This is a genomic window from Neobacillus sp. NPDC058068 (assembly GCF_042885335.1).
Lineage (GTDB): Bacteria > Bacillota > Bacilli > Bacillales > Cytobacillaceae > Neobacillus.
The window spans coordinates 343924-356254 of record NZ_JBHVSI010000003.1 but is presented as its reverse complement, the minus strand read 5'-3'; the positions used below and the strand labels follow the sequence as shown (position 1 = coordinate 356254).

The window sequence follows — 12331 nt, the reverse complement described above, 5'->3', positions numbered from 1 at the left end:
TAACTACTTCAACAATACACGAAAAAAATCCTGCCTGCCATAGACCATAAACGGAAAGATACCTACGACCTAAGACGTATTTTATTGTCACCGGGGTTGTTTTATGGGGTTTTTAATAGTTTGGTGTTGTTTATGGTGTCAGGCACCGCTCGTGGACATTTGTCCGTCTCCAGTGGACAGTTGAAAGAAAAAGAGCGAGAATCAGTGATAGTCAGAAAAAAAGTATGCTACCGTAAAATGATAGCATACTTTTTCTTTTCCTTATTTCGTTTTCTATTATTGCTCGTAAAGTTCGATTGGAAGCCCATCAGGGTCAGCGAAGAAGGTGAATTTTTTGTTCGTTAACGGGTCCACGCGGATGGCCTCGACCTTTATTTGCTGAGCCATTAAATAAGCTACCGCCTCATCAATGGCTTCCACTTCAAAGGCCAGATGCCTTAATCCCGCGGCTTCCGGGTAGCTTGGCCTTGCTGGTGGATCCGGGAACGAGAATAACTCAATCTGGTAATGTCCGCCAACTTCCAAGTCCAGCTTATAGGAATTCCTATCCTCCCGAAAAACTTCCCGGGCAGGGGTCAGCCCAAGAATCCGAACATAAAAATCCTTTGATTTTTGATAATCAGAACAGATTATCGCTATATGATGAATTTTCGTTAACTTCATAAATAATCTTGCCTTTTTTTATCTACCATTGCCCGGTAAAAAGTCTGCTGGTTTTTCCGAGTCTTTTGCAAAGTGGTAGAGGATGGCTTCAACGATCCGTTTGGAGGCGAGACCGTCTCCATATGGATTGGAGGCTTTGGCCATTTGGTCATGTGCCGCTTTGTCAGATAACAATTCATCTGCCAAACCAAAGATTGTTTCTTCATCGGTTCCGGCAAGCTTCAAAGTACCGGCCTCAATCCCCTCGGGGCGTTCCGTCGTGTCACGTAACACAAGCACCGGCACACCTAAGGACGGCGCCTCCTCCTGAACACCGCCTGAGTCGGTCAAAATCAAATAAGCTCTTGAAGCAAAGTTGTGGAAATCAATCACATCTAACGGCTCGATAAGTTGAATCCGGTTGTTGTCCCCGAGCACGCGATTGGCGATTTCTCGCACCACTGGGTTCATGTGGACAGGATAGACTACTTGAACATCTTCATGCTTTTCAACCACCCGGCGAATCGCTCGGAACATGTTTTCCATTGGTTCTCCGGTATTTTCGCGGCGGTGTGCCGTCATTAAAATTAACCGATCATTCCCAAGCTTTTCTAATACAGGATGAGAATAATTGGCTTTAACGGTTGTGTTCAAGGCATCAATCGCCGTATTTCCGGTGATAAAAATAGCCTCTTCCCGTTTATTTTCCACCAAGAGGTTTTGCTTTGATTGGCCTGTCGGTGAAAAATGAAGATCTGCCAAGACACCCGTCAGCTGGCGGTTCATTTCCTCAGGGTATGGCGAATATTTGTTATGTGTACGAAGACCCGCCTCAACATGCCCAATTGGGATTTGATGATAAAAGGCAGCCAGGCTCGCCACGAAGGTTGTCGACGTATCGCCATGAACCAAGACGATATCCGGCTTTACTTCCGCCAAAACCTGGTTAAGTCCCTCTAAGCAGCGTGTTGTTACATCTATCAAGGATTGTCTTTCCTTCATTATATTTAAGTCGTAATCTGGTATAATTTCGAAAATATTCAAGACCTGGTCAAGCATTTCGCGGTGTTGTGCTGTAACCGTGACAATCGATTTTATTTTATCAGGATATTTCTCTAATTCTTTGACAAGCGGTGCCATTTTAATCGCTTCCGGCCTAGTTCCGAACACTGTCATTACCTTTAATTGCTTCACTATAAAAAACCCCCAAAGAACGTTATCTACATACAATTCGTCGGCATAATTGAAAAATTATCGACCGTATGTGTTTCCTATGCTCCGATTTGACAAGCATTTTTGAAAAACTAACAACCGTTTAAGCACACTAACATAATAACAAATAACCAATGAAGGGAAAAGCAATAACAAGAACGAAACCTCAACTAGAGCTTTTATTATAGGCTGTGTTAGAGGTCATTGTTGATTTATAACTAAGTTGATTGGAACGGAAATCAACAGCCAAGTATTACAGAGCCATTATAAGTAAACAGTATTAAAATGATCCCACTTACCATTATTTTCTAAAATTATTGTATCAAAATCATTTTCATTCTTCTTGCTGATAATAAAAAAGGACCGCATTTCTAAACCTTCATCTACCTCTGAATCATACGTAATCTTTAGCACATTATCCTGTATAGCAAATGATATGTTTGAATACTTTACGCCTTTTGAATTAAATAATACATAACTTGTATTTCCGTCAGTATTAAACTTATATAACCCATTTTCTAAATCCCCTTCGTTAAATGGAGAATAAAGATAGTTTATTTTATCTGTATCGAATTCTACTTCTTTTATCGATACACTCTTTTCTATTTCAGACTGGGATATGACAGTGAAGTTTGCGTGTTTTCCTGCTTTGCTGCAACCCGTAAACACCAATACTGTCATCAAAACCATTATGAACTTTTTCATTGCCGATTGATCTCCCCTTTTTTTAAAAATTTAGATTGTGTTTTCGCCCATTAGTCTTATTTCTCCATTTTATCAGATTTTTCCTGCAATTATTCTATTCGAACTTTTTCACTTGTAAAATTTAGGTGTTGGGACCGAAATCAAGCCTAAGCCCTGACCAAATGCTCCCTTTTTGCATAAATAATATATAAAGGAGAGGATAAGGCATGAACATTATTCAACGACTGATTCCTGTTTCCAACACTACCACTCGTCCGGGGCTAGCATTGGTACCAAAATTCATTACGATTCATGAAACCGATAATACCGGTTCGGGTGCGGATGCAGCGGCCCATGCTCGTTTGCAGCAGCGCGGCAATGACCGGACAGCATCATGGCATTTGCAAATCGATGATCACGAAATCATCCAGTCAATCCCATTTGATGAGGTCGCTTGGGCCGCCGGCGACGGCAGAAACGGCCCTGGCAATCGAACGTCGATTCATATCGAAATGTGCGTGAATGCAGATGCCAACTATGAGCAGACGGTTTCCAATACAGTCGAAGTCGTCCAATATTTAATGAACCGGTATAGCATAGCGATTGATCATATTGTTCCTCATAAGCATTGGACGGATAAGAACTGCCCAAAAAATTTACTTCCTCGATGGAACAGTTTTATTAAACGCTGTCAGGCTCAGGTCATCAAGGATGGCTGGGTGCAAAAGGATGCACAGTGGTTCTTTTTTAAAAACAGCATTAAACAAACAGGCTGGGTGAAGGTGAAGAGTAAGTGGTATTTTCTTGATTCCAATGGTGTGATGCAAACGGGCTGGGTGAAGGATGAGAACAAGTGGTATTTTCTTGATAGCAATGGAGCCATGATGTCCGGCTGGGTAAAGGTGAGGGATAAATGGTATTACCTGGCTAGCAACGGTGCCATGGTCACAGGCTGGGTAAAATATAAATCCAAGTGGTATTTCTTGAAGGAAAACGGGGAGATGGCAATTGGCTGGATTAAGGACAAGGATAAATGGTATTACCTTGATCCTGACGGGTCGATGGTATCAGGGAAGCAGACAATTAGCGGAAAGCCATATAACTTTGGCAAAGATGGAGCGTTAATAGAAGAAGAAGCAGTTCCTCCAGTGGGTGGGAATTCTGGTGATAATACTGGTAGGAATGTTGAAGGGAATCCTCCTGGTGGAAATGATGAAGCAAATCTTCCTGGTGGGAATACTAGTGGAAATGGTGATGGAGATAATCCCCCTTCTACCAGCGAAAATACAAACAATAATCAAGATGGGCCCGTTTCCTAAAAGACGGGCCTCTTTCCTTCTGCCATTCCGCCCCCCACTGTCCACCCTAGGCGGACAAATGTCCACGAGCGGTGCCTGACACCCAAAATGTGACACCCAAAAATGTGACATCCAATTGACACCCAAAACACCCTCGCTTAAATATTTGTTTCTGTACAATCTTATTTTTCTGATAATTTAGAATATATTGCATGGTGTGTTTTAAATATTCAATTTAAGAGGTGAATTGTATTTTGAAGAAGAGGGCCTTGTTTACCATTCCTATAAGTTTGCTGCTCATTGCAGTGATGGTTACCTCCTTTTTCCTAATAAATATTAAGCCAGCTACAGGAAACATATCGTCAGCACAGAGGCTGGCTGAATATACAAAGCCAGCCGTCGTCCGCATTGTCGACTACGCCGTTGTCCAATGGCAGTTTAACGACAACAACCCTGATGTCAAGGCTGTTTTTAATCAGCTAAAGAATCAGACGATTATTGGCGGCTCTGGATCCGGAGCAATCATCAGCTCTAATGGCTATATTGTCACCAATGCCCACGTCGTCGAATTTGCAAAGATGAAAGACGAGGATATAGCAAATGAAGCCTTTAAGCAATTAGTGGCGATAATGGCCGACTATTTCAAGGAAGATTATCAAGTGGCATATGATTATTTGGTCTCCTATACGCAATACTCTGATATCAAAAAAGCTACAAAGGTCATTTTACCGGGCGGCGATATCCTTGATGGGGAGATTAAAAGCTATGGAGCCCCTATTAACGAAGGCAAAGATGTTGCAGTGGTTAAAATTGAAGGAAAGAATCTGCCGACCATTCCACTTGGCGATTCAGACGACATCCAAAACCAAGACAATATTTGGGTGAGTGGCTATCCGGCAGCGGGGGATTCTGATCTCCTATCACCTGATTCATCTCTCGTTTCTTCGATGACCGCGGGACAAATTTCCGCTACTTCGAAAAAGACGGAACAAGGAAGCCCGGTCATTCAAATTAATGCGGCAGCCACACACGGAAATAGCGGCGGGCCGGTCATCAATGAAAAAGGGCAGATCATTGGACTATTAACCTTTAGAGGCGACACCGTCAATGGCCAAGAGGTCCAGGGCTTTAATTTCGCTGTGCCTGTGAATACCGTGAAAGAATTTGTAAATCAAGCGGGTGTAAAAAATTTCAAGAGCGATACAGATAAACTTTTTAAAGAAGGCTTGGATTTATATTGGGGCGGCTATTATAAACATGCCCTGGCAAAATTTGAAGCGGTCCAACGAATCTATTCGAATCATTCCGAAATAAAACAATATATCGCTAATTCTGAGAAAAAGATGAGCAGCAGCAAAGTGTTATGGTCGGACTACACCACCATTTTCTACATCGTTGACGGTGTATCTGGATTGCTGGTTATTATTTTACTAGTGTTCACCTTTGCCTTTAGGCCGAAACAGCCAGCTGCGGCGGCAGGGAACACAAATCCGGCCCCGGCGCCTGTGGCTCCTGTTGTGCCAACAGCACCTGCAGCACCTGCAGCTCCTGTTAATCCTGCAGCACCTACAACTCCTGTACAACCTGTTGCACATGCGGCTCCAACAGCTCCGGCAGCACCTGTTGATCCTACAGTTCCACCGACGACACCTGCTGGGCCGCCTGTTTCCGAAAACACCTTATCCGATCTAACCAAAGATGGAAAAATCGATATCCAAGACCTCCTGCTCGCCCTTCAAGAACATCAGAAAAAACAAAAGAAAGAAGAAAAAGGAGAATAATAAGCGCAGTTGATTGAAAAGATTGGATTGGTGCCTGACACCCATAGGGTGAAGGCACTTTTTTTTGAATCATAAGGAATCGCCTGCCTACCCTATTAAACAAGCAGGGAAACTGGTTCCGTCTGTCAAATATAATAATTATCATCGAAACTATCATTCACCAAGAACCAGGTCCGCATTGATTTCTGCCACCCTCAACGACTGTCCGAGAGCGGTGCCTGACACCCTATAATTCATTCAAACTTTTTGGGGGTTAATCAGATGAGAACTCAGAAGAAGAAATCGAGAAAATGGCTAAGAGTATCCGGAATTATCCTTTTAGTACTGTTGATTGCTGGAGGGGCATATGGTTACACCGTCTATCATTCTTTTAAAAAGGCAGTGGTTACGATGCATCAACCACTCGAACGGGAAATTTCCGTTAAACGTGAGAAACCTGTAGTCTTTGAAAAAAAGGATCCATTTTCCGTTCTAATGCTTGGTGTTGATGAACGAGAAGGTGACATAGGGCGGTCAGACACGATGATTGTCCTGGCTGTAAATCCGAACAATAATTCTGTAAAAATGTTGAGTATACCGCGTGATACCCGAACAGAAATTATTGGTAAGGGCAAGGATGATAAAATCAATCATGCCTATGCTTTTGGCGGGGTGCCGATGTCGATGGACACGGTTGAAAATTTTCTCGATATTCCAATCGACTATTATATCCAGATTAACATGGAGGGATTTGAGGATATTGTCAACGCTGTTGGCGGTGTAAAAGTCCAGAATGACCTGGATTTCACCGAAAATGGCTTCCATTTTGCAAAAGGAGAAATTGCTCTGAACGGGGATCAGGCTCTTAGCTTTGCTCGAATGCGCTATAATGACCCGCGGGGCGATTTTGGGCGCCAATTAAGACAGCGGCAAATCATTCAAGCAATCATTAATGAAGGAACCAGCGTGTCAACCTTAACGAAATTCTCCGATATCTTTACAGCCCTTGGAAAAAATATTAAAACAAATCTTACTTTCGATCAGATCATGGATATTCAAAAAAATTATCGGGACGCCGGAAAGAACATTCAGCAATTGGAAATAAACGAAACCGGCAAAATGATCAATAAAATTTACTACGGCCTGGTCTCAGAGGAAGAAAAGCAAAGAATCCGAACGGAACTTAAGAAACAATTAGAACTGCAATAAATTTCGTTTCGCGAATCCTGTCAAAAATCAATTGAAATCAAAGTTTAGGACTATTTTGGAAAAATTAGAACGGGAATATCGAGAGGAACCGAGATTAGACTTTTTTCATCCCCAGTTTCTCAATATTTTGATAGGTTGTGATCCCAGTGATTTGGTTGTATCTTGTCTTTTCCTATTTAATTGGCAATATCATGTTTGGCTATCTTGTCATTAAAGTTCTGCACCATAAGGATATTCGGCTTCATGGAAGCGGCAATGTCGGTGCGAGGAATGCCGGCCGCCTTCATGGAAAAAAGGCGTTCGCCATCATTTTCCTAGGCGACGCCTTAAAGGGGATAAGCGTGATTCTCATAGCCCGCTACCTTCATTTACCTGAGTATGTTCAATTGATTGGCCTTGGGATGGCGATTCTAGGCCATATTAAACCAGCTGCATTGAAATTCAAGGGCGGGAAAGGGATTTCCACCTTTATTGGCGGAATGATTTGCTTCGAACCGCTCCTGATTGCCGTCATTTTGCTGGCATTTTTCGCCCTTTATCCTTTTACAAAAAGCTTCACCTTCTCAGGTCTAGGGGCGTTCTTATTTATTCCTATCTTTCTATTCTTTAAGCACTATCAGTGGTTAACATGTGTAATTGAATCGGTCCTAATTGCCGTTATTTTTCTAGCACATTCTGAAAATATCAAGGAAAGGCTGAAAAGCCGTGGACAAAAGGGCTGATTTTTTTAAAATAAAAAGCATTCACACTGTATTCAGCTTGATTGCCTCGCTAATATGTTCGTCGCTGATGGCTGGTCTTGCTTGCAGGTCGGCGATCGTCCGAGCAAGACGGATGATCTTGATTTGGGTGCGGTTGCTCCAGCCCTTCTTTAGCGATAGTCGCTGAAGCTGCCTTTGTTGTTCATCGCGCAACGGACTCCTTTTCATGAGGATTTCAAAAGGGACCCGGCCATTGCAAACCTCACTTCCATAGCGATCATATTGTCTATTCCGCGCCTCCTCCACTCTCCCCCGCACCAGTTCAGAATTATCCGTCGCTGCAGCCGTATTAAAATCAATGGGTGCGAGCGAAAGGTTTATATCAAACCGATCTCTTAACGGGCCCGAAAGTCTGTTTTGATAGGAGGTAATCTGTTTGGGTGTACAAGTACAATAATGAGAATTTGAGCCCGAATAGCCGCAAGGGCACGGATTCATTGCTGCCAGAAGAATAAAGGAAGCGGGATAAGTAACCGTCGCGTTGGTGCGGCTAATTGTGATTAATCCGTCTTCTAATGGCTGCCGGAGCATGTCTAACGTCTTTTTCGAAAATTCCCCAATTTCATCAAGAAATAAAACGCCGTGATGGGCTAACGATATTTCACCTGGTTTCGGGTATTGGCCGCCGCCGATGATCGACACTCCGGAAGCGGAATGGTGAGGATTCCGGTATGGAGGCGTTATTGAATGGGGACATGCGTTCCGGCTCAATTGGTACAAGCTAAGCACCTCAAGATGTGCTTCTTTCTTCAACGCGGGTAAAATGGAGGGGAAACTTCCCGCTAGCAAACTTTTTCCGCAGCCAGGAGGTCCTGTCAGTAAGACATGGTGCTCCCCTGCCGCTGCAATTTCTAAGGCATGTTTAGCATCACAATGACCAATAATCTGCCGAAAATCGATATAATCAAAGCTATCCTGATTCTCGTACTCTTCTTGCTTTTTAAAAAAAGGGGGACGCCACTGACCCGATAGATGCCCGATGACATCCTGTAAAGAAGCTACATAGATAATTTCCAGCGGCTCAAGTTCGAGCGTCGGTAATTTTTTATCCAATGGCATATAGAGCTTTTTGATTCCCAGCTTTTTGGCCGCCAGCACCGCAGGCAGAAGACCTTCGACAGGCTGGATGGAACCATCCAAAGATAGGGCCCCGACAAAAGCGGTATCTTCCGGGATAACTGCCTCCAGTTCATGCAGGCTTAGCAGCACCGCGATGGCCATTGGCAGGTCAAACATCGGCCCCATCTTTTTTTGATCCGCAGGCGACAGATTGATGGTAATTTTTTGACCTGACAAGGTGTAGCCTAAAGAACGAAGTGCCGTAATAATCCGCTCCTTCGATTCCTTCACAGCCGCATCCGGCAGCCCGACGATTTTAAAAAAATCGTTTCCTACATAGGAACCCACTTCGACATTTACCCGATAGCCTTCCATTCCCTTTAAACCGATACTGATCACCTTTGCCCACATGGCTGGCCCTCCCTGTCCATGATATAGATTTTTCCATCCTTCCAATAGGATTTATCCATTATAATGGTCTTCATATAGCGCTTATAGTGGTGCTGGGGAGGATGGGGAAAATAGGCAAGCAGTGTCTCGGTGTTTAGTAGCGGGATTTCTTCGCTTTCGCCGCTGACATAGGCGCGGTAGCTGCTCCAACGGTAATCTTCAGGAGCCGCCGCCATCCCGGCCGCAACCGGGTTTAAATGAATATATTTGCTGACATCAATCTCATATTCCGCTGAATTAAGGAGCTCGGCCCCATAGCGTTTTTCAAACACATGTCCCGAGAAATCGTATTTTTTGTTGATATACTTGGCATATTTCGTGTTGAGGTTTTTCATGATGATACTAAGCGGGGTTTCCAGTGTTTCAAGCTGCAGATGGGTGTGATTGGTCATTAAGCAGTAGGTGTGGAGAATAAATGGGTAACGGTCTCTTGTTTCTTCCAACAATTTGAGGTACTTCTGATAATCTTCATCTTCGAAAAAAAGTGGGCTTTTCCTAATTCCTCGACTTGTAACATGATACTTCGCACCTTGAAACCAAGTACGAACCTTGCGGGCCATTTGCAAACACTCCTTATTAAATTAGTGAATTGGCAGGTGATTGGAAAAAACCCACCTGATTCACTACTACAATTCGACACCTTACCCGAAAATCCTCCACAAACCCAAAAAAAAAATAAACATTCCTTCTTTTCGCTGCCATACTCAAAAAAAGAAAAGTGTCCACCCCAGGAGGACAAATGTCCACGAGCGGTGCCTGACACCCATTTCCTAAAAAATGTATAAAACTCTCGTAGTGGTAATATTTATTTTATAGGGGTTTGTGTTTTTATTTTATGTTTAGGGGGGAGGGCTCTGGTGATTGTTAGGGTTTTTCAGTGGTTGGTTGGTGTTCTCCTTTTCGGGTTTGGTCTTTATCTTATTTTCGGAATCCAGGAATTCTTCGGTACCTTGGCCATTATTGCTGCCTTTTTTATTTTTCCTAGTCTTGAAAAGAAGGATAAAAAAACTTTCTTGCAAGATGATCATCATTATTTTTATAGTGATTCAGCGTCGAGTGAGGCTGATCATTCCTCCCGGAGCAAGGATACTGACAAGGGCAGTGTTTCGAGCGGTGACGGCGGGGACTAACCACACTATTTGGTCCATGCACAAACCGAACAAAACAATGTTTCCTCTTCCCAAAATTCACTACGTAAGAAATGTCCCCAATTAGTTTGGAGACATTTTTTTTATTCACTAAATTTAGCTAATTTGACTCATTTTGCAGTGTTTCGTCATTTTCCATACAAAGATTGTCGATTTTCGCTTCACATTACGGAAAATACAGTTTAATATTAATTTAGCAAATTAAGGATGCACCTGAAAATTTCAGGAAAATTTTTAAAAAGGAGTGTGAAGAAGTTCTATTAGAGGAAGCACTACAACCTTTTTGGTTGGACCGACTCTTTAAAGTAAATATTTAGGCATGAAAGGAATAAAGCGTTGAAAAAGAAGATTTTACTATTATCAATTTTTACTATTTTACTATTAGGCATAGGACTTGGTGCTCAGCATTCCAATGCGGCCACCGCAGGATGGAAATTAGAAAATGGCAAGTGGTATTATTTCCAAAAAGATGCACCGGCAAAAGGCTGGCTGTACGTTGGGAACAAGTGGTATTACATGGATGCCAAGGGTGTCATGCAGACCGGCTGGCTCAAGGACAGCGGAAAATGGTACTATCTGCAAGCGGATGGCTCGATGAAAACCGGCTGGCTTAGCTTAAATAACAAATGGTACTTCCTCCAGGCTGATGGCTCAATGAAAACGGGCTGGCTGAGCACAAAAAACAAATGGTACTTCCTCCAAGCTGACGGTGCCATGCAAACCGGCTGGCTGAATACCAGCAACAAATGGTACTACCTTCAGGCCGATGGTGCGATGAAAACCGGCTGGCTTCTGCTTGATTCAAACTGGTACTTTCTAAAATCCAGCGGAGAAAGAAGTATTGGTTTCGAAACAGTGGCTTCGAAAAAATACTATTTTGATAGTTTAGGAGTCATGCAGGAGAACCAATGGCTTGAGCAAGGCGGGAAAAAATATTATTTAAAAAGTGGTGGATCTGCCGCATCAGGTATAACAGATATTTTAGAAAAAAAGTATTTATTTAACACAGATGGCACCTTAGTCTCCGGCTGGGGGAAAATCAATGGAAAATGGTATTTTTCTGATATAGAAGGCACCGTGCAAACCGGCTGGCTGACTGACAAGGGGAAAAAATACTTTCTCGATCGAACCGGTGTCATGAAAACAGGCTGGCTCCAGGACGGAGGTAAGTGGTACTACTTTAATCTGTCTGGGGCACTGTTAACAGGTTGGTATCAGGACAAGGGAAATTGGTACTATTCTGATTCAAACGGTGTCATGCAGACAGGCTTGATTACCGTGGATGGCAAGGAATACTTTTTGGCGGATAGCGGAGCATGGGTACCTTCTCCTACTACAACTAAGGGGATAGCGGGAAAAACGATTGTATTAGATCCAGGACATGGCGGATACGATGGCGGAGCCAGTGCAGCAGGGGTTTTTGAAAAAACAATCAACCTGCAGGTCAGCTTGAAATTTGCTGAACTTCTCAAAAGCAAAGGAGCCATTGTTTATTTGACTAGAAGTACGGATGAATTTGTTTCATTGGATGGCAGGGTTGAATTTTCTAATTCAATAAAACCTGATGCGTTTATCAGTATCCACGTAAATTCGGCGACTGCTACGAGTGCACAGGGAATTGAAACCTATCATAATTCTAAAGATGGGGTCATGCCAGCAGAAAGTAAACGGCTGGCGGCATTGCTTCAGGATGAAATAATCAAATCCACCGGCGCTGTCACGCGTGGCGTGAAGGATGAAAGCTTCCGGGTAATCAGAGGCAATCAAGCACCGGCCGTTTTGGTGGAAATTGGTTTCATCAGCAATGACAAAGAAAGGGCTAACCTAGTGAATACCAGCTATCAGAACAAAATCTGCACAGGACTGCTGAATGGATTAATGAAGTTCTTCGATTAATGGGGCTTCTTTCGTTCAAAAAGCTTGCATGGAACAAACAATACTTAAGTACGCGAAAAACGCACGCACAAAACGGGCCCATACCCTGATTGTGCGTGCGTTATTAATTAACAAACCTAAATTATCTATAAATGCAAAATAATAGTGTCCTCTCCAGAAGGACATTTGTCCACGAGCGGTGCCTGACACCCATGTTTTGACACCCATGTTTT

At 43.1% G+C, this 12331-nt stretch carries 11 protein-coding genes; 6 read left to right on the top strand and 5 right to left on the bottom strand.

Annotated elements, in window-relative coordinates:
* Positions 1–276: 276 nt before the first annotated feature.
* The 3 genes from gloA2 to ACFVSW_RS05785 all read right to left on the bottom strand — a co-directional run bounded on the left by gloA2 (position 277) and on the right by ACFVSW_RS05785 (position 2559).
* The gene (gene gloA2, locus ACFVSW_RS05795; protein WP_387313349.1) at positions 277–663 is read right to left on the bottom strand and encodes an SMU1112c/YaeR family gloxylase I-like metalloprotein; all 387 of its coding nucleotides are present in this window, start codon (positions 661–663) and stop codon (positions 277–279) included.
* A gap of 18 nt (positions 664–681) precedes the next feature.
* Positions 682–1839, bottom strand: a complete 1158-nt coding sequence (wecB, locus tag ACFVSW_RS05790) for a non-hydrolyzing UDP-N-acetylglucosamine 2-epimerase (RefSeq protein WP_387313443.1) — start codon at positions 1837–1839, stop codon at positions 682–684.
* 279 nt (positions 1840–2118) lie between these two features.
* Positions 2119–2559 (bottom strand): hypothetical protein, encoded by a 441-nt coding sequence (locus ACFVSW_RS05785; RefSeq protein ID WP_387313346.1) that lies wholly within the window; start codon positions 2557–2559, stop codon positions 2119–2121.
* A gap of 206 nt (positions 2560–2765) precedes the next feature.
* Between ACFVSW_RS05785 and ACFVSW_RS05780 the strand changes: the two genes are divergently transcribed.
* The 4 genes from ACFVSW_RS05780 to ACFVSW_RS05765 all read left to right on the top strand — a co-directional run bounded on the left by ACFVSW_RS05780 (position 2766) and on the right by ACFVSW_RS05765 (position 7527).
* Positions 2766–3857: an N-acetylmuramoyl-L-alanine amidase gene (locus tag ACFVSW_RS05780; protein ID WP_387313343.1), complete on the top strand. Its 1092-nt coding sequence runs from the start codon at positions 2766–2768 to the stop codon at positions 3855–3857.
* A 233-nt stretch (positions 3858–4090) separates the two neighbouring features.
* Complete coding sequence (locus ACFVSW_RS05775) at positions 4091–5617, top strand: S1C family serine protease (RefSeq protein ID WP_387313340.1); 1527 nt, start codon at positions 4091–4093, stop codon at positions 5615–5617.
* 261 nt (positions 5618–5878) lie between these two features.
* A complete protein-coding gene (gene tagU / locus ACFVSW_RS05770; RefSeq protein ID WP_387313337.1) occupies positions 5879–6805 on the top strand; it encodes a polyisoprenyl-teichoic acid--peptidoglycan teichoic acid transferase TagU in 927 nt (308 codons plus the stop codon).
* 146 nt (positions 6806–6951) lie between these two features.
* On the top strand, positions 6952–7527 hold the full coding sequence (locus ACFVSW_RS05765; RefSeq protein ID WP_387313334.1) for a glycerol-3-phosphate acyltransferase: 576 nt from the start codon (positions 6952–6954) through the stop codon (positions 7525–7527).
* Positions 7528–7548: 21 nt separating this feature from the next.
* On the opposite strand, the gene ACFVSW_RS05760 is transcribed toward ACFVSW_RS05765, so the two are convergent.
* Together ACFVSW_RS05760 and ACFVSW_RS05755 are read right to left on the bottom strand one after the other, a co-directional pair.
* On the bottom strand, positions 7549–9036 hold the full coding sequence (locus ACFVSW_RS05760; protein WP_387313331.1) for a YifB family Mg chelatase-like AAA ATPase: 1488 nt from the start codon (positions 9034–9036) through the stop codon (positions 7549–7551).
* Positions 9021–9635: a transposase gene (locus tag ACFVSW_RS05755; RefSeq protein ID WP_387313328.1), complete on the bottom strand. Its 615-nt coding sequence runs from the start codon at positions 9633–9635 to the stop codon at positions 9021–9023. The genes ACFVSW_RS05760 and ACFVSW_RS05755 overlap by 16 nt, the downstream gene beginning before the upstream one ends.
* A 297-nt stretch (positions 9636–9932) precedes the next feature.
* Here ACFVSW_RS05755 and ACFVSW_RS05750 point away from each other — a divergent pair, with 297 nt between their 5' ends.
* Together ACFVSW_RS05750 and ACFVSW_RS05745 are read left to right on the top strand one after the other, a co-directional pair.
* Positions 9933–10205, top strand: coding sequence for a hypothetical protein (locus tag ACFVSW_RS05750; protein WP_387313325.1), 273 nt, complete (start codon positions 9933–9935; stop codon positions 10203–10205).
* Positions 10206–10559: 354 nt separating this feature from the next.
* A complete protein-coding gene (locus tag ACFVSW_RS05745) occupies positions 10560–12119 on the top strand; it encodes an N-acetylmuramoyl-L-alanine amidase (RefSeq protein WP_387313322.1) in 1560 nt (519 codons plus the stop codon).
* Positions 12120–12331 lie beyond the last annotated feature (212 nt).